The following is an 18,592-nucleotide window of genomic DNA, read 5'->3' on the forward strand; positions in this document are numbered from 1 at the left end:
TGAGCAGCTCGCGCACTTCCATCTCCACCAGCTCCAGCAGCTCGGCGTCGTCGACCAGGTCGACCTTGTTCATGTACACCACCAGGGCCGGCACGCCGACCTGACGGGCCAGCAGGATGTGCTCGCGGGTCTGCGGCATCGGGCCGTCGGCCGCCGACACCACCAGGATCGCGCCGTCCATCTGCGCCGCGCCGGTGATCATGTTCTTCACATAGTCGGCGTGGCCGGGGCAGTCGACGTGCGCGTAGTGACGGTTGGCCGTCTCATATTCCACGTGCGCGGTGTTGATGGTGATGCCGCGGGCCTTTTCTTCCGGCGCGGCGTCGATGTCGGCGTAGTTCTTCGCGGTCGCACCACCGGTCTTGGCCAGAATGATGGTGATCGCGGCCGTCAACGTCGTCTTGCCATGGTCAACGTGACCAATCGTGCCGATGTTGCAGTGCGGCTTGTTACGTTCGAACTTTTCCTTGGCCATTTTTCTCTAGCTCCGGGACCCCAGAGGGGCCTCAAATTAATGGGAGTTTCTGGGGTTAGCTTAGGCGTACTTCTTGATCACTTCGTCGGCGACGTGTTGCGGCACCGGCTCGTAGTGGTCGTACTGCATGGTGAACTGGGCGCGGCCCTGGGACATGCCGCGCAGGGTGTTCACGTAGCCGAACATGTTGGCCAGCGGCACGAAGGCGTTCACCACCGTGGCGTTGCCGCGCATGTCCTGGCCCTGGATCATGCCACGACGACCGTTCAGGTCGCCGATGACCGAACCCAGATACTCTTCCGGGGTCACGACCTCGACGGCCATGATCGGCTCGAGCAGCTTGGGGGCGCCCTTTTCACGCAGTTCCTTGAAGGCGGCGCGGGCCGCGATTTCGAACGCCAGCACGCTGGAGTCGACGTCGTGGTATTTGCCGTCGGTCAGGGTCGCCTTGAAGTCGATCAGCGGGAAGCCGGCCAGCAGGCCGTTGTCCTTGACGGACTCCAGGCCCTTCTGGACGCCGGGGATGTATTCCTTCGGCACCGCGCCGCCGACGATCGCGCTTTCGAACACGAAGCCCGAACCCGGCTCGCCCGGCTCGAAGGTGATCATGACGCGGGCGAACTGACCCGTGCCGCCGGTCTGCTTCTTGTGGGTGTAGTCGATCTCGGCGCGCTTGCCGAGGGACTCGCGATAGGCCACCTGCGGCGCGCCGATGTTGGCTTCGACCTTGTAGGTCCGCTTCAGGATGTCGATCTTGATGTCCAGGTGCAGTTCACCCATGCCCTTCAGGATCGTCTGGCCGCTTTCGAAGTCGGTCGAGACGGTGAAGGACGGATCCTCGGCGGCCAGCTTGGCCAGGGCGACGCCCAGCTTTTCCTGGTCGGCCTTGGACTTGGGCTCGACGGCGATCTCGATGACCGGGGCCGGGAACTCCATGCGCTCCAGGATCACCGGCGACTTCAGCGGATCGCACAGGGTGTCGCCCGTGCGGGTTTCCTTCAGGCCGGCCAGGGCGACGATGTCGCCGGCATAGGCTTCCTTGATGTCTTCGCGGTTGTTGGAGTGCATCAGCAGCATGCGGCCGACCCGCTCGCGCTTGTCGCGCGTCGAGTTCAGCAGGCTCATGCCGGTTTCCAGCTTGCCCGAATAGATGCGGCAGAAGGTCAGCGAACCGACGAAGGGGTCGTCCATGATCTTGAACGCCAGGACCGACAGCGGCTCGTCGTCCGAGGCGCGGCGCTCGACTTCGGCTTCGGTCTTGAAGTCGATGCCCTTGGTCGGCGGGATGTCGATCGGCGACGGCAGGTAGTCGACGACGGCGTCGAGCAGGGGCTGGACGCCCTTGTTCTTGAAGGCCGAGCCGCACAGGATCGGATAGAAGGCGCCGGTCAGCACGGCCTTGCGGATGCACTTCTTGATGGTTTCCTCGGTCGGCTCCTCGCCGCCCAGATAGGCTTCCATCGCGTCGTCATCTAGCTCGACGGCGTTCTCGACCAGGTAGGCGCGCGCGGCGACGGCCTTGTCCATCAGGTCGGCGGGGATTTCCTCGTCGCGATAGTTCGCGCCCAGGGCGTCGTTGTCCCAGATCACGGCCTTCATGCGGACCAGGTCGACCAGGCCGCTCAGCGAGGATTCCGAACCGATCGGGAACTGGATCGGAACGGCCTTGGCGCCCAGGCGGTCGCGGATCGACTCGACCGACTTGTCGAAGTCGGCGCCGATCTTGTCCATCTTGTTGACGAAGACGATCCGCGGAACCTTGTACTTGTCGGCCTGGCGCCAGACGGTCTCGGTCTGCGGCTCGACGCCGGCGTTGCCGTCCAGCACCGTCACGGCGCCGTCGAGGACGCGCAAGGAGCGCTCGACTTCGATCGTGAAGTCGACGTGTCCGGGGGTGTCGATGATGTTGAGGCGCTTTTCTTTCCAGAAAGCGGTCGTCGCGGCCGACGTGATGGTGATGCCGCGCTCTTGTTCCTGGTCCATCCAGTCCATGGTGGCGGCGCCGTCGTGGACTTCGCCGATCTTGTGCGACTTACCCGTGTAATACAGGATCCGCTCGGTCGTCGTCGTCTTTCCGGCGTCGATGTGCGCCATGATGCCGAAGTTACGGTAGTCTTCGATTTTATGCTGGCGGGCCATGGATCTAGCTCTGCGTGACTGCCCGACCCCAAGCTGGGGCAGGGACATTTAAACGTGCGGCGCGGGCGGTTTATCTCAAACCGCCCGCGCCTGAAAGAGTGCTGATAAGAAAGCTTACCAGCGGTAGTGCGAGAACGCCCGGTTGGCTTCAGCCATCTTGTGGGTGTCTTCGCGCTTCTTCACCGCGGTGCCGCGGTTGTTGGAGGCGTCGAGCAGCTCACCGGCCAGCTTTTCGGTCATGGTGTTCTCGCCGCGCTTGCGAGCGGCGGTCACCAGCCAGCGGATGGCGAGGGCGCGGCGACGGTCCGGACGGACTTCCACCGGCACCTGGTAGGTGGCGCCGCCGACGCGGCGCGACCGGACTTCGATCGCCGGGGCGACGTTGTCCAGGGCGGAGTGGAAGGTCTCAAGCGGACCTTGGTCCTTGCGCTTGTTTTCCAGGATGTCGAAAGCACCGTAGATGATGTTTTCTGCGACGGCTTTTTTGCCCTCGTACATCACGTAGTTCATGAACTTCGTGACGATCAGATCTCCGAACTTGGGATCCGGCAGGACTTGGCGTTTCTCGGCGCGACGGCGGCGGGACATTCTTCTTCTTCCTTACTTCGGACGCTTGGCGCCGTAGAGCGAACGACGCTGCTTACGATCCTTGACACCTTGGGTGTCGAGGACGCCGCGCAGGATGTGATAACGGACGCCGGGCAAGTCCTTGACGCGGCCGCCGCGGATGAGCACCACCGAGTGCTCCTGCAGGTTGTGGCCTTCGCCCGGGATGTAGCAAACGGCTTCGATGCCGGTGGTCAGACGGACCTTGGCGACCTTACGAAGCGCCGAGTTCGGCTTCTTCGGGGTCGTCGTGTAGACGCGCGTGCAAACGCCGCGACGTTGGGGGCAGCCCTTCAGGGCGGGCACCTTGTTCCGGACCGGCTTAGGCTGGCGCGGTTTGCGGATGAGCTGGTTGACGGTAGGCATTAAGTCTCTGCTCTGATGGAAGCGTGTGCCTTTCGGCCGAAGCGCTTCAGGGTCCTTGTCGTTTTTATTCCGGCTTTCTCGGCCCCGGATGGGGACCTGATAAACACGAAACTCGCCGGGACGCGGGCAGCGTTCCGGCGGGCTGATCCGTCGGGTAAGGGACGGGCGCTCATCAGGACGGACAGGGTCCGCCTCGAAAAGAGCGCGGAAACTACTCGCGAACGCATCCGACGTCAATGCCGAGTCAATTCGCGGGTTTGCGTCGGTTAATGGCCCCCTAACGGCCACGCTTTCGCCCATCGAGATGACGGCCTGGCCGAGCGCGATCCCGGGCGGCCGACGCCGCAAAACCCTGGTGGCGCAAGCGCCCCGGCATCCCATCTAACGGTCCCCGGTCACGGTTTCGCCACTTGCGGTGGCAAACCTGCCCACCTTGTTCCAGTCGAGCTTGTCCTTGCCCCCATCCGCGGCGCGCAAAACCCGGTTGAGAAACGGCGCCGTCCTCTGCGGGTCGCTGCTGCTGCACGCCGTGGTCCTGGCCGTCCTGGGCTGGCCGGCGATGACGCGCTTCCAGGACCGGTCGAACGACGAGGACGCCGTCCGCGTCACCCTGGAGCGCGACCTCATGCCCCGCCGGCCGACGCCGGAGAACCTCGCCAGCCCCGATCGCGCCGCGGCGGCCTCGCCGGTCCAGCCGCGCGCGCCGCGCCGGGTCGCGCCGTCCTGGATCCAGCCGCTGGGCGTGGCCCCCGTCCCTGGTCCGCCCGCCCCGGCCGACCGCGCCACGGGCGTCCACCCCGCGCCGTTGCCGGAAGGGCCGCGCGGCGACCTGCGCACCGCCCTGCGCGGCAGCAGCGCCGGTTGCGCCAACGCCCAGGCCGTCGGCCTCAACCGGCGGGAGCAGGAGCATTGCGACGAGGTGTTCGGGGCGAAGGCGCGCAACGCGCCGGTCTATGACGCGCCGATGGACGCGGCCAAGCGGCGGGGCTTCGACGCCCAGGCGCTGAAGCAGCAGGCCGACCGCGCCTATCGCGACGCCCCGATGGGCGTCGGGGTCGATCACCGCAACCGCGACGATCCGGGCAAGGGCAAGGACATCCCCTGGGTGCTGGGCGCCGAACAGGACGGGCTGGGCCGGCAGAGATCGGCCGAGCAGCAGGCCCTTAAGCGGCTGGACGATGCGCGGAAGGCCGACGCGCGTCGGACGAAGGTCGAGCGTCAGAACGACCAGCGCTAGCCGCGCCGACCTTGAAGTGACTGATCAGGGCGGCCAGGCCCTCGACCTCGCGCACCAGGGTCAGGCTGTCGGCGGCCGAGCGGTTGACCATGGCGGCGTTCTTCTGGGTGGCCTGGTCCATGTGGCTGACGGCGGTGTTGACCTCAGACAAGCCCGAGGCCTGTTCGGCGGCCGAGGCGGCGATCTGGCCGATGACGCCGTCGATGGCCCCGACCTGGCCGGCGATCTTCTGCAGGGCCTCGCCGGTGCGGCCGACCAGCACGACGCCGGCCTCGACCTGGCGAGCGGAGTCGGCGATGTGGACCTTGATCTCCTTGGCCGCGTCGGCCGAGCGCTGGGCCAAGGCCCGCACTTCCTGGGCCACGACCGCGAAGCCTCGGCCGGCGTCGCCGGCGCGGGCGGCCTCGACCCCGGCGTTCAGGGCCAGCAGGTTGGTCTGGAAGGCGATCTCGTCGATCACGCCGATGATCTGGGCCACCTGGTGCGAGGAGGCCTCGATGCCGCCGATCGCCTGGATGGTCTCGTCGACGACGGTGCGCGAGCGACCGGCCTCGGCCTGGGCCTGACTGACCGCCTCGCGGGCCCCGCGGGCGCCGTCGGCGGCCACGCGGACGGCGTTGGTGATCTCGGTCAGGGCGGCGGCGGCCTCTTCCAGGCTGGCGGCCTGTTGTTCACTGCGGGCCGACAGGTCGCCGGCCGCGCCGGCGATGCCGTTGGCGCCCGCCGTCAGGCCGCCCACCGCCGAGATCACCGCGCCCATCGCTTGCTCCAGACGCTCGACGGCCTGGTTGAAGTCGGCGCGCAGGCGCTCGTAGTCGGGGGCGAAGGCCTCGGTCAGGCGCACGGTCAGGTCGCCGGCCGACAGCCGGTCCAGGCCATGGGCCAGGCGCGACACGACCAGAGCCTGCTGCTCGGCCTGCTGGTGGTCGCGATCGGCCGACAGGCGGCGCTCGGCCTCGGCGGCCTGGCGATGGCTCTCGGCCTGCGCCTCGATGCGCCCCTTCTCGCGGGCCTCGTCGCGGAAGGCGTGGACCGCATCGGCCATCAGCCCGATGTCGTCGCGGCGGCCGGCGAACGGCAGGGCCACGGTCAGGTCGCCGCCCATCACCTGCTTCATGGCCTCGCGCAGGTCGCGCAGCGGCGACAGCTGGCGGCGGACCACGGTCACCGAGGCGGCGACGCCCAGGCCGGCCAGGGCTGCGCCGGCCACGGCCAGCCAGATCAGCTGGCGATAGACCGGCTGGAAATAATCGGCCTTGGCCACGCCGACATAGAGGATGCCGATCACCTCGCCCGAGGCGTTCCGGATCGGGTCGTAGGCGGCGAAATAGGGCTTGCCCAGGACCTTGGCCTCGCCGCGATAGGGCTCGCCCCGGCCCAGCACCGCGTCATAGACCGGCCCCTTGGCCAGGGTGGTGCCCAGGCCGCGGCTGCCGTCCGGCTTCTGGACGTTGGTGGCGATGCGGGTGTCGCCCAGGAAGATGGTCATGGTGCCGCCGACCAGGTCCTTGACGTGGTCGACCGTGGCGATGTCGCCGTTCAGGGGCTTGCCGCCCACGGTCAGCTTGTCGCCGTCGCGGGCGAAGACCGCGCCCGGGCCGCCCACCGCGTCCCAGGCCACCCGCATGCTGGCCTCCTGCTGGCTGACCGCCTGCGCCTTGGCGAAGTCCAGCGAGTTCTTGCCCACGATGGCCAGCAAGGCCAGCAACAGGGTCATGAAGGCCGCGACGACGGTCAGGCTGACCTTGGTGGAAATGTCCGAACGCATGGGGCGCCAATGTCTGGGGAAACCGATCCCTCAGGTTTGCACCGCAACACCTCAAGCAAGGCTTAACCTTCCAGCCGATTGATCCCGCAGGCGAAACCGCGACGTTGCGCCGCACCCGTCAGGGTATCAGGCGACCAGGGCTGGCGCCGCGTTCCAGGCGGCCGTGCTCAGCGTCACCGGCGAATAGTCGTCGAACGTCCAGCGCAGAGGCAGGGCGGCCGGCCGGCGCCAGGCGCGCTCGACCGTGAACTGCCACTGGCGCTGGACGCCCTCGGGCCATTCGCCGACGGCCGGCGCCCAGTCAATCTCGCCCCGACCCTGCAGGTGCAGCAGGTCGCCAGTCTCGAAGTCGACGAACAGCAGGGCCGCGCGGGGGTCCGTCATCAGGTTGCCCAGGGTGTTGAAGAACCGGTTGCCCCGGAAGTCGGGGATGGTCAGCATGTCGCCCGCCGCCTTGACGAAGCCCGGCAGGCCGCCTCGGTGCGAGATGTCGACGCCGCCGTTCTCGACGCCCCCGTCCTGGCCGCCGGCGTTGGTGGCCACGAACATCGTGTCGGCCCGGGCGATCTGGGCCAGGGCCTCGGGCGTCGGGAAGGCGATCGCCTCGGCCGGCAGGGTCGAGGCCGATCCCGCCTCCACCGCGCGGGTCTGGATGTACTGCGGGCAGTTGCCGAAGCTCTGCAGCACCTGGAGCGTCAGCCCGCCCTGCCCCGCCGCCGTGATCAGGCCGTTGGCGCGGTTGCGGCGACGGGTGGCGAAGTCCAGGCCCAGGGCGCCGAACGGCCGGCCGGCGGCGAACAGTTCGGCGCCGGGCTCGTTCGCACACGGCAAGGCCGCGACGGTCAGGGTCGTGGGGTCCGGACTCTGGACGAAGCCAGGCCGGCCGGTCAGCACCGTGGCCACCGGCCAGCCGTCGGCGTCGATCGTAGCGACGAACAGGTAGGGTAGCAGGGCGAAGAACTCGCGGTGCTGGTCCGGCATGAACGGCCGGATGCCCCCCGCCCCCGGTGCGCCGACGCCGGCCCGGGCTTGGGCGGCCAGCTCGCCGGCGTGGAACGGGCCGTCCATCAGGCGGCCTCGGCGAAATCGGGCATGGGCCGGAACCAGGGCTGGGCCTCGACCCGGGCCAGCCAGGCGCGCACGGCGGGATAGGGCTCCAGCGCCACCCCGCCGTCCGGGGCGTGGGCGACGTAGGAATAGCAGGCCAGGTCGGCGATCGTGACGTGGTCGGCGGCCAGGAAGGTTCGGCCCTCCAGGTGGCCGTCCATGAAGGCCAGCACGCGGGCGGCGATGCGGGCGGCGCGGGCCGGGTCGTCGGGGAAGTCGAACAGGGCGATCATCCGAGCGATGGCCGGGCCGTGCATCACCTCGCCGGCGGCGATCGACAGCCAGCGCTGCACACGGGCGGCGGCGACCGGCTCCTGAGGCAGCCAGTCGCCGTCGGGCGCGTAGCGGCGGGCCAGGTAGACCAGGATGGCGTTGCTGTCGGCCAGGGTCAGGTCGCCGTCCTGCAGCACCGGAATCTGGCCCAGCGGATTGAGCGCCAGGAAAGCCGGCGAGGCGCGCACCTCCTTCGGCGCGCCGGCGAAGCGCCAGGCCAGCCCCAGGGCGTCAAGCATCAGGCCCACGCGGTGGGTGTGACCCGACAAGGGCGTGCCGTGCAGGACGATGGCGGTGTCGGACATCGGAGCTTTCCCTCTCTCTTGAGGTCCAGATATTCGCCATTGCTCTAAGCGAAATGAATTGAGCAAATCGGCAAGAGATAATTGCGGATTTCGGAATGGACCGTCTGGACGAACTGGCCCTGCTGGTCGCGGTGATCGACACCGGCTCCCTGGCCGCCGCCGGGCGCAGGCTGCGGCGCTCGCCCGCCGCCATGACCCGGGCCCTGGCGGCGCTGGAGGAGCGGATGGGCGCGCGGCTGATCGAGCGCACGACCCGGCGCCTGGCCCCCACCGAGGCCGGCCGCGACCTGGCCGAGCGGGCCCGGCGGCTGCTGACCGACTACGAGACCGCCCTCCAGGCCCCGGCCCCCGACGCGGTGCGCGGCGTGCTGCGGATCACGGGCCCGACGGTGTTCGGCGGCCGCCATCTGACCCCGGTGGTCGCCGACTTCCTGGCCCAGCATCCCGGCGTCCAGGCCGACCTGACCCTGCACGACCGCAATCTCGACCTGATCGAGGACGAGTTGCACGTGGCCCTGCGGATCGGACCGCTGGCCGATTCCAGCCTGCTGGTCCGCAAGCTGGGGGAGGTGCGCAGGCTGGTCGTGGCCGCGCCCGACTACCTGGCCCGGCGCGGGACGCCGCTGGAGCCGGCGGACTTGGCCGCGCACGAGACGATCCTGACCACCGCGGTCTCGGCCTCGCCGGAATGGCGGTTCGAGAAGGCGGGCAAGACCCGGGCCGTGCGGCTGGAGCCGCGGCTGCGGGTCAACAATGTCGAGGCGGCCCTGGCGGCGATGGTCGCCGGGCGCGGGATCGGCCGGGCGCTATCCTACCAGGTGGCCGACGACCTGGCGGCGGGACGGCTGCTCCGTCTGCTGCCGGATTTCGAGCCCCCGCCCCTGCCGGTGCAGCTGGTCACGGTCGGCGGCCGGTTCATGCCGCCGCTGGTGCGGGCGTTCCTGGACTTCGCGACGCCGAGGCTGGAACGGCTGGCGGTGCTGCGGGAGGGTTGAAGGCGGAGGGACGCCCCCTCCGTCGGCTTCGCCGACACCTCCCCCAGAGGGGGAGGATCAAAACAAAACGGCCCGGGATCGCTCCCGGGCCGTTCCGTTTCAGTCCTCGAAGGAAGCCTTACGCCTCTTCGGCGATGACCGCGGGCAGCGGCTCCATCGCTTCTTCGCGCTGCTGGGCCAGCTGCTCGTCGCGCTTGGCGGCGACGCGCTGCAGGCTGCGCAGGTAGGAACCCGTGCCGGCGGGGATCAGGCGACCCACGATGACGTTTTCCTTCAGGCCTTCCAGGGTGTCGGTCTTGCCGTGCACCGAGGCTTCGGTCAGGACGCGGGTCGTTTCCTGGAACGACGCGGCCGAGATGAAGCTCTTGGTCTGCAAGCTGGCCTTGGTGATGCCGAGCAGCACCGGCTGGGTGGTCGCCGGACGGCCGCCGCGGGCGATGGCCTTGTCCTGTTCGTGGAAGAACTCCGGCTTGTCCAGATGGTCGCCCTTGATCAGGCCCGTGTCGCCCGGCTCGACGATCTCGACCTTCTGCAGCATCTGACGAACGATCGTCTCGATGTGCTTGTCGTTGATCGGCACGCCCTGCAGTCGGTAGACCTCCTGGATCTCGTCGACCAGGAAGTTGGCCAGGGCCTCGACGCCCAGGATGCGCAGGATGTCGTGCGGATCCGGGTTGCCGTCGATGATGTACTCGCCGCGCGTGATGTAGTCGCCATCATGCACCGCGATGTGCTTGCCCTTCGGGATCAGGAACTCGACCGCTTCGGGCTGGTTGCCGTCGGCGTCGATGTCCGGCGTGATCTTGATCCGGCGCTTGTTCTTGTAATCCTTGCCGAATTCGACACGGCCGTCCATTTCCGCGATGACCGCGCAGTCCTTCGGACGGCGGGCTTCGAAGAGTTCGGCGACGCGCGGCAGACCCCCGGTGATGTCGCGGGTCTTGGCGCCTTCGGTCGGGATCCGCGCGATGACCTCGCCCGGCTTGACCATGTCCCCGTCGGCGACGGAGAGAATGGCGCCGACCGACATCAGGTAGCGGGCCTCGCCGCCGTTCGCCAGGCGAACATAGGCGCCGTCCTCGCCGAGCACGCCCATGGCCGGACGCAGGTCCGAGGCGCGGGCCGAGGTCCGCCAGTCGGCGATCACGCGCTGCGCGATGCCGGTGGCTTCGTCGGTCTCCTCGCGAACGGAGAAGCCGTCCACCAGGTCTTCGGCGCGGATGCGGCCGGCCACTTCGGTGATGATCGGGGTGGTGTAGGGGTCCCAATCGGCCAGGCGCTGACCGCGCTTGACCTTGTCGCCGTCCTTGACCTTCAGGCGCGCGCCGTACGGCGGCTTGTAGTTCTCACGTTCCTTGCCGTCGACCAGGACGCTCACGGCCGTGTTGCGGCTCATGACCACCAGGGCGCCGTCCGAAGCGGTCACGGTGGCGCCGGTCACGCGGACCACGCCGTCGTTGCTGCTTTCGAAGAACGACTGCTCGGCCACCTGGGCGGTGCCGCCGATGTGGAAGGTCCGCATCGTCAGCTGGGTGCCGGGCTCGCCGATGGACTGGGCGGCGATGACGCCGACCGCTTCACCGATGTTCACCGGCGTGCCGCGCGCCAGGTCGCGGCCGTAGCAGGCGCCGCAGACGCCGATCTTGGCTTCGCAGGTCAGGACCGAGCGCACCTTCACCGACTGCACCGCAGCCGCTTCGATGGCGTCGGCCATGTTCTCGTCGAGATAGGTGTCGGCCGGAACCACGATCTCGCCGGTCGCCGGGTCCTTGATGTCCTCGGCCGAGAAACGGCCCAGGACGCGGGTGCCCAGCGAGACCAGCACGTCGCCGCCTTCGACCACGGCCCGCAGGGTGATGCCCTTGGTGGTGCCGCAGTCTTCCTCGACGATGATGCAGTCCTGCGCGACGTCGACCAGACGACGGGTCAGGTAGCCGGAGTTGGCGGTCTTCAGCGCGGTGTCCGCCAGGCCCTTACGGGCGCCGTGGGTCGAGTTGAAGTACTCCTGAACGGTCAGGCCTTCCTTGAAGTTCGAGACGATCGGGGTCTCGATGATCTCGCCGGAGGGTTTGGCCATCAGGCCGCGCATGCCGCCCAGCTGCTTCATCTGGGCCTGCGAACCGCGAGCGCCGGAGTGGGCCATCATGTAGATGGCGTTGATTTCCTTCTCGCGACCGTTCTCGTCCTTATGCTTCATCTGAAGCTCGGCCATCATCTCGTCGGCGACGCGGTCGGTGGCCTTGGCCCAGGCGTCGACGACCTTGTTGTACTTCTCGCCCTTGGTGATCAGGCCGTCGGCGTACTGTTGCTCGTACTCCTCGGCCAGGGTGCGGGTCTCGGCGACGATCGCCTCCTTCCGCTTCGGGATGATGATGTCGTCCTTGCCGAAGGAGATGCCGGCCTTGGCCGCTTCCTTGAAGCCCAGACCCATGACCTGGTCGGCGAAGATCACCGTCGCCTTCTGGCCGCAGTGGCGATAGACCACGTCGATCAGATTCCCGATTTCCTTCTTGGTCAGGGCCTTCTCGATCAGTCGGTGACCGATCGCCGGGTGACGCGGCAGCAGGGCGGCGATCTTCATCCGGCCCGGGGTGGTGTCGATCACGCGGCGACGCGCCACGCCGTCGGCGTCCACTTCCGTGAAGCGCGACTTGATCTTGGCGTGCAGCGACACGACGCCGGCGTCCATGGCGGCTTCGATCTCGCCCAGGTCGGCGAAGATCTTGCCTTCGCCCGGCTCGCCGTCACGGGCCACCGACAGGTAGTACAGGCCCAGGACGATGTCCTGCGACGGCACGATGATCGGGCGACCGTTGGCGGGCGACAGGATGTTGTTGGTCGACATCATCAGGACGCGCGCTTCCAGCTGGGCCTCGAGGCTCAGCGGGACGTGCACGGCCATCTGGTCGCCGTCGAAGTCGGCGTTGAACGCGGCGCAGACCAGCGGGTGCAGCTGGATGGCCTTGCCCTCGATCAGCTTGGGCTCGAACGCCTGGATGCCCAGACGGTGCAGGGTCGGGGCGCGGTTCAGCAGCACCGGGTGCTCGCGGATCACCTCTTCGAGGATGTCCCACACCTGGGGCTGTTCGCGCTCGACCATGCGCTTGGACTGCTTGACGGTGCCCGACAGGCCCTTGGCGTCCAGGCGCGCATAGATGAACGGCTTGAACAGCTCCAGCGCCATCTTCTTGGGCAGGCCGCACTCGTGCAGCTTCAGGTCCGGACCCACGACGATGACCGAACGGCCCGAATAGTCGACGCGCTTGCCCAGCAGGTTCTGGCGGAACCGGCCCTGCTTGCCCTTCAGCATGTCGGCCAACGACTTCAGCGGACGCTTGTTCGCGCCGGTGATCACGCGGCCGCGGCGGCCGTTGTCGAACAGGGCGTCGACCGACTCCTGCAGCATCCGCTTTTCGTTGCGGATGATGATGTCGGGGGCGCGCAGCTCGATCAGGCGCTTGAGGCGGTTGTTACGGTTGATGACCCGGCGATACAGGTCGTTCAGGTCCGAGGTCGCGAAGCGGCCGCCGTCCAGCGGCACCAGCGGGCGCAGTTCCGGCGGGATGACCGGCACGACCGTCAGCACCATCCACTCCGGACGGTTGCCCGACTCCTGGAAGGCTTCCAGGATCTTCAGGCGCTTGCTGAACTTCTTCTGCTTCATGTCCGACGGGTTGCCCGCCAGCTCTTCGCGCAGCTTCTCGGCTTCCTTCTCCAGGTCGATCGCCTTGAGCAGGTTCTGGACGGCCTCGGCGCCGATCTCGGCGGTGAAGCTGTCGTCGCCGTATTCGTCCTGGGCGCGCATGAAGTCGTCCTCGCTGAGCAGCTGGTGCTGCTTCAGCGGGGTCAGGCCCGGCTCGGTGACGATGTAGTATTCGAAGTACAGGACGCGCTCGATGTCCTTCAGCGGCATGTCCAGCATCATGGCGATGCGCGAGGGCAGCGACTTCAGGAACCAGATGTGGGCGACCGGCGAGGCCAGCTCGATGTGGCCCATGCGCTCGCGGCGGACGCGGGCCAGGGTGACCTCGACGCCGCACTTCTCGCAGATGATGCCCTTGTACTTCATGCGCTTGTACTTGCCGCACAGGCATTCGTAGTCCTTGGTCGGGCCAAAGATACGGGCGCAGAACAGGCCGTCACGCTCGGGCTTGAACGTGCGGTAGTTGATGGTCTCGGGCTTCTTGATCTCGCCGAACGACCACGAGCGGATCTTTTCCGGCGAGGCCAGCGAGATGCGGATCTGGTCAAAGGTCGGAGCGGCCTGGACCGGATTGAAGATGTTCAGGACTTCCTGGTTCATCTTGGTTCCTTCTGCGGGACTACCCGCGAAAATTCAAAGTTGGAGAGCGGGCTGATGGGGGCCCTCCCCGGCCTTCAGGCCAGGGAGGGAGATCCGGATCAGCTGTTCTCCAGCTCGACGTTCAGGCCGAGCGAGCGCATTTCCTTGACCAGCACGTTGAAGCTTTCCGGGATCCCGGCTTCGAACGTGTCGTCGCCGCGAACGATCGACTCGTAGACCTTGGTCCGGCCAGCCACGTCGTCGGACTTCACCGTCAGCATTTCCTGCAGGGTGTAGGCCGCGCCGTAGGCTTCCAGAGCCCACACTTCCATTTCCCCGAAGCGCTGGCCGCCGAACTGGGCCTTGCCGCCCAACGGTTGCTGGGTGACCAGGGAGTACGGACCGATCGAACGGGCGTGGATCTTGTCGTCGACCAGGTGGTGCAGCTTCAGCATGTAGATGTAGCCGACCGTGACCGGACGCTTGAACTGGTCGCCGGTCTGGCCGTCGAACAGGATCGACTGGCCCGACGGGTTCACACCGGCCATTTCGAGGTGGTCCTCGATATCGCTGATGCGGGCGCCGTCGAACACCGGCGTGGCAATCGGAACGCCCTTGCCGAGGTTGCGGGCCAGTTCGACCAGCTCTTCCTCGGTTTCCGGCAATTCCTCGTCCGGGCCGTAGATCTCGCCCAGGCGCTGGACCAGGGCTTCCTTCTGGCCGCCGGCCTGCCAGTCTTCCAGCAGGTTGGTGATCTGCTTGCCCAGGTTGGCGCAGGCCCAGCCCAGGTGGGTTTCGAAGATCTGGCCGACGTTCATGCGCGAGGGCACGCCCAGCGGGTTCAGCACGACGTCCACGTGGGTCCCGTCGGCGAGGAACGGCATGTCCTCGATCGGCAGGATGCGCGAGATGACGCCCTTGTTGCCGTGACGGCCGGCCATCTTGTCGCCCGGCTGCAGCTTGCGCTTCACGGCCACGAAGACCTTGACCATCTTCATCACGCCCGGGGGCAGTTCGTCGCCGCGCTGCAGCTTGTCGACCTTGTCCTCGAAGCGGCGGTCCAGGCGCTTGCGGTTCTCGTCGAACAGACGGCGCAGGCTTTCCAGCTCGCCCATCGCCTTCTCGTCCTCGAGGGCGATCTGCCACCACAGGCCGGGCTGGACTTCAGCCAGGCCCTCGGCGGTGATCGGGCCGCGCGACAGGCCCTTGGGACCCGACAGAGCGACGTTGCCGATCAGCAGCTCGCGCAGGCGGCCCGAGATGTTGCGATTCAGGATCGCGAACTCGTCGTCGCGGTCCTTGCCCAGGCGGTCGATCTCGGCGCGCTCGATGGCCAGGGCGCGTTCGTCCTTGTCGACGCCGTGACGGTTGAACACCCGCACGTCGACGATCGTGCCGGCGACGCCCGGGGGCAGGCGCAGGCTGGTGTCACGGACGTCGCTGGCCTTTTCGCCGAAGATGGCGCGCAGCAGCTTTTCTTCCGGCGTCATCGGCGACTCGCCCTTCGGCGTGACCTTGCCGACCAGGATGTCGCCCGGCTGGACCTCGGCGCCGATCGCCACGATGCCCGCTTCGTCGAGGTTGCGCAGGGCTTCCTCGCCGACGTTGGGGATGTCGCGGGTGATCTCTTCCGGACCCAGCTTGGTGTCGCGGGCCATGACTTCGAATTCCTCGATGTGGATCGAGGTGAAGACGTCGTCGCGGACGATGCGCTCGGAGATCAGGATCGAGTCTTCGAAGTTGTAGCCGTTCCAGGGCATGAACGCGACGAGCGCGTTGCGGCCCAGGGCCAGTTCGCCCAGCTCGGTCGACGGACCGTCGGCGATGATGTCGCCGGCGCTGATCTTGTCGCCCACCTTCACCAGCGGGCGCTGGTTGATGCAGGTCGACTGGTTCGAACGCTGGAACTTGCTCAGACGGTAGATGTCGACGCCCGAACGGGCGCTGTCGGTCTCTTCCGTGGCGCGGACGACGATGCGGGTGCCGTCGATCTGCTCGACCACGCCGGTGCGCTTGGCGATGACCACGGCGCCGGAGTCACGGGCGACCACGGCCTCCATGCCCGTGCCGACCAGCGGGGCGTCGGACTGCACCAGCGGCACGGCCTGACGCTGCATGTTCGAGCCCATCAGGGCGCGGTTGGCGTCGTCGTTTTCCAGGAACGGGATCAGGGCCGCGGCCACCGAAACCACCTGGCGCGGCGACACGTCCATCAGGTCGACCTGTTCCTTCTGGAGCAGGGTCGGTTCGCCGTTGATCCGGCCGGGGACCAGGTCGTCGACGATCTCGCCGTTCAACACCTTGATGTTGGACTGGGCGATGACGTGCTTCGACTCTTCCATGGCCGACATGTAGACGACCTCGTCGAGCGGCTTGCCGTCGGCGACGCGACGGTAGGGGCTCTCGATGAAGCCGTACTTGTTGACCCGGGCGTGGGTGGCCAGGCTGTTGATCAGGCCGATGTTCGGGCCTTCCGGCGTTTCGATCGGGCAGATGCGGCCGTAGTGGGTCGGGTGCACGTCGCGGACTTCGAAGCCGGCGCGCTCGCGGGTCAGACCGCCCGGGCCAAGCGCCGACAGGCGGCGCTTGTGGGTGATCTCCGACAGCGGGTTGGTCTGGTCCATGAACTGCGACAGCTGCGAGCTGCCGAAGAATTCACGCACCGAGGCCGCGGCCGGCTTGGCGTTGATCAGGTCGTGCGGCATCACGGTGTCGATGTCGACCGACGACATGCGTTCCTTGATGGCGCGCTCCATGCGCAGCAGGCCGACGCGGTACTGGTTTTCCAGCAGCTCGCCCACCGAACGAACCCGGCGGTTGCCCAGGTTGTCGATGTCGTCGATCTCGCCGCGGCCGTCCCGCAGGCCGACCAGCAGCTTGAGCACCGCCAGCACGTCTTCCTTGCGCAGCACGCGCATCTCGTCCGAAGCGTCCAGCTCCAGGCGCATGTTCATCTTCACGCGGCCCACGGCCGACAGGTCGTAGCGCTCGGCGTCGAAGAACAGCGACTTGAACATCGCCTCGGCGGCTTCGACGGTCGGCGGCTCGCCCGGACGCATCACGCGGTAGATGTCGAACAGCGCGTCCTCGCGGACGGCGTTCTTGTCCACGCGCAGGGTGTTGCGCATGTAGGCGCCGACCGTGACGTGGTCGATGTCCAGCACGTCGATGGTGCTGAAGCCTTGGTCGGCCAGGGCCTGGATCGAGGTGACGTCCAGCTCGTCGCCGGCCTCGGCGTAGATCTCGCCGTTCTCGAAATTGACCGCGTCGCGGGCCAGGTAGCGGCCGGTCAGGGCCTCGGGCGCCAGCAGCAGGGTCTTCAGGCCGGCGTCGGCCAGCTTCTTGGCCTGGCGGGCGGTGATCTTGGTGCCGGCCGGGGCCACTTCCTCGCCGGTGTCGGCGTCGATCAGGGCGAATTCCGGCTTCACGCCGCGCCAGCGCTCGGGCTTGTACGGGGTGGCCCAGCCTTCAGCGCCGGCCGCGGTGCGCTTCTCGAAGGGCACGACGTCGTAGAAGGTGGTCAGGATCTCTTCGCCGTCCATGCCCAGGGCATAGAGGAAGGTGGTGGCCGGCAGCTTGCGGCGGCGGTCGATGCGGACATAGACCACGTCCTTGGCGTCGAACTCGAAGTCCAGCCACGAGCCGCGGTACGGGATCACCCGGGCGGCGAAGAGCAGCTTGCCCGAGGCGTGGGTCTTGCCCTTGTCGTGGTCGAAGAACACGCCGGGCGAACGGTGCATCTGCGAGACGATGACCCGCTCGGTGCCGTTGACGATGAAGGTGCCCTTGTCGGTCATGAGCGGGATGTCGCCCATGTAGACGTCCTGCTCCTTGATGTCCTTGACGGACCGGGCGCCGGTTTCTTCTTCCGTTTCGAACACGATCAGCCGCAGCTTGACCTTCAGCGGCGCCGCGAAGGTCATGTCGCGCTGGATGCACTCCTCAACGTCGTACTTGGGCTCTTCGAACTCGTACGAGACGTATTCGAGCACCGCGCGCTCGTTGAAGTCCTTGATCGGGAAGACGGACTTGAACACCGCCTCGATGCCTTCGTCGCGGCGTTGGCCCGGACGGACCTCGCGCTGAAGGAACTGCTCGTAGGACGAGCGCTGAACCTCGATCAGGTTCGGCATCTGCACAGCTTCGGGGATGCGGCCGAAAGACTTCCGGATCCGCTTCTTGCCGGTGAAGGATTGCGCCATGTTTTTTCCCTGGGCGCGGACGGACTCCGCGCGTGAATTCGAATGCACCTAGCGTCCACCCTCGCCGCTCTCCCCTGGGGAGAACGCTGGACGCTGGAATTCCCCTGTCAGGACAACCGGGACCGGAAGCCTGACGGGCGCCCCTTCGCGCTGGTCGGAGGGCGGCTGACCGCGCCTCGGGGCGTATCATGCGGACACGCGCGTGCGCGTTCCGCCGAATGTCTTCGTGAACGGGCGGATATAGGACAAGCCGCCGGGGTTGGAAAGGGGGTTTATCCACAAAAGAATGCGGGAGCCCGCCGTAGAGCTTGGAACTTCCCGACCGGTGTCGTTCCGGACAAGCCCGGCGGAGCCGGGCGCCGATCCGGGACCGACCTGGAGCGCTGAGCTCAGACGTCGATCCCGGATCGGCGCGCTGCGCGCTTGTCCGGGATGACAGCGGTTATTTGATGACCTGCACGGCCGCCAGGGCCTGTGCGGAGAGGGTCTTGTCGCCGGAGGCGGTGAGCTTGCCGGCCTTGTCGTCCCAGTGCAGCTTGACCGACTTGCCCCCACCCTTTTCGTTGGCGCCCTTCTCGTAGGCGTTGGTTACGCCGTCGTCGTCATAGAGGGTGAAGTCGGCGTCGCGGCCGGGATAGACCTTGACCGCATTGATCGCCTGGGGCGTGGCCGTGCTCTGGATCGGCGCGCCCATCGGGATGATCGAGCCGGCGCGGACGAACAGCGGGATGGTGTCGATCGGGGCGTGGACGCGGATCGTCTGGCCGCCGGCGACCTTCTGGCCGGTCCAGTAGTCGTACCAGTCGGCCCCGGCCGGCAGGTAGACGTCGCGCTCCT

General features: G+C 67.5%; 12 protein-coding genes. 2 read left to right on the forward strand and 10 right to left on the reverse strand.

The window, feature by feature from the left end:
• The 4 genes from BM066_RS24625 to rpsL form a co-directional block, all read right to left on the reverse strand.
• On the reverse strand, positions 1-475 hold a 475-nt coding region (locus BM066_RS24625), incomplete at its 3' end, for a GTP-binding protein (protein ID WP_143093803.1).
• A 60-nt stretch (positions 476-535) separates the two neighbouring features.
• The gene (gene fusA, locus BM066_RS24630; RefSeq protein ID WP_089931023.1) at positions 536-2,614 is read right to left on the reverse strand and encodes an elongation factor G; all 2,079 of its coding nucleotides are present in this window, start codon (positions 2,612-2,614) and stop codon (positions 536-538) included.
• Positions 2,615-2,728: 114 nt separating this feature from the next.
• Positions 2,729-3,202 carry a 30S ribosomal protein S7 gene (gene rpsG, locus BM066_RS24635; protein ID WP_007661568.1) on the reverse strand — a complete coding sequence of 158 codons (474 nt, stop codon included), beginning with the start codon at positions 3,200-3,202 and terminating at the stop codon, positions 2,729-2,731.
• Positions 3,203-3,214: 12 nt separating this feature from the next.
• Positions 3,215-3,586 (reverse strand): 30S ribosomal protein S12, encoded by a 372-nt coding sequence (gene rpsL / locus BM066_RS24640; protein ID WP_007661566.1) that lies wholly within the window; start codon positions 3,584-3,586, stop codon positions 3,215-3,217.
• Between the two features lie 484 nt (positions 3,587-4,070).
• Between rpsL and BM066_RS24645 the strand changes: the two genes are divergently transcribed.
• Positions 4,071-4,823 (forward strand): hypothetical protein, encoded by a 753-nt coding sequence (locus BM066_RS24645; RefSeq protein WP_255367717.1) that lies wholly within the window; start codon positions 4,071-4,073, stop codon positions 4,821-4,823.
• Here the strand turns inward: BM066_RS24645 and BM066_RS24650 are convergent.
• From BM066_RS24650 to BM066_RS24660, 3 genes are all read right to left on the reverse strand, one after another.
• A complete protein-coding gene (locus tag BM066_RS24650; RefSeq protein WP_089931027.1) occupies positions 4,750-6,591 on the reverse strand; it encodes a methyl-accepting chemotaxis protein in 1,842 nt (613 codons plus the stop codon). The genes BM066_RS24645 and BM066_RS24650 overlap by 74 nt on opposite strands.
• A 126-nt stretch (positions 6,592-6,717) precedes the next feature.
• Positions 6,718-7,659 (reverse strand): pyridoxamine 5'-phosphate oxidase family protein, encoded by a 942-nt coding sequence (locus BM066_RS24655; protein ID WP_089931029.1) that lies wholly within the window; start codon positions 7,657-7,659, stop codon positions 6,718-6,720.
• Positions 7,659-8,276, reverse strand: a complete 618-nt coding sequence (locus tag BM066_RS24660; RefSeq protein WP_089931031.1) for a glutathione S-transferase family protein — start codon at positions 8,274-8,276, stop codon at positions 7,659-7,661. The genes BM066_RS24655 and BM066_RS24660 overlap by 1 nt, the downstream gene beginning before the upstream one ends.
• Positions 8,277-8,371: 95 nt before the next feature.
• Between BM066_RS24660 and BM066_RS24665 the strand changes: the two genes are divergently transcribed.
• Positions 8,372-9,271 carry a LysR family transcriptional regulator gene (locus BM066_RS24665; protein WP_089931033.1) on the forward strand — a complete coding sequence of 300 codons (900 nt, stop codon included), beginning with the start codon at positions 8,372-8,374 and terminating at the stop codon, positions 9,269-9,271.
• A 118-nt stretch (positions 9,272-9,389) separates the two neighbouring features.
• Here BM066_RS24665 and rpoC read toward each other — a convergent pair whose 3' ends face one another.
• The 3 genes from rpoC to BM066_RS24680 form a co-directional block, all read right to left on the reverse strand.
• Positions 9,390-13,574 (reverse strand): DNA-directed RNA polymerase subunit beta', encoded by a 4,185-nt coding sequence (gene rpoC, locus BM066_RS24670; RefSeq protein ID WP_089931035.1) that lies wholly within the window; start codon positions 13,572-13,574, stop codon positions 9,390-9,392.
• Positions 13,575-13,672: 98 nt separating this feature from the next.
• Positions 13,673-17,755: a DNA-directed RNA polymerase subunit beta gene (rpoB, locus tag BM066_RS24675; RefSeq protein ID WP_089931037.1), complete on the reverse strand. Its 4,083-nt coding sequence runs from the start codon at positions 17,753-17,755 to the stop codon at positions 13,673-13,675.
• A 442-nt stretch (positions 17,756-18,197) separates the two neighbouring features.
• A partial coding sequence (locus BM066_RS24680) for a DUF5110 domain-containing protein (protein WP_143093804.1) occupies positions 18,198-18,592 on the reverse strand: 395 nt, incomplete at its 5' end.

This window comes from Caulobacter sp. UNC279MFTsu5.1 (genome assembly GCF_900114015.1).
GTDB lineage: Bacteria > Pseudomonadota > Alphaproteobacteria > Caulobacterales > Caulobacteraceae > Caulobacter.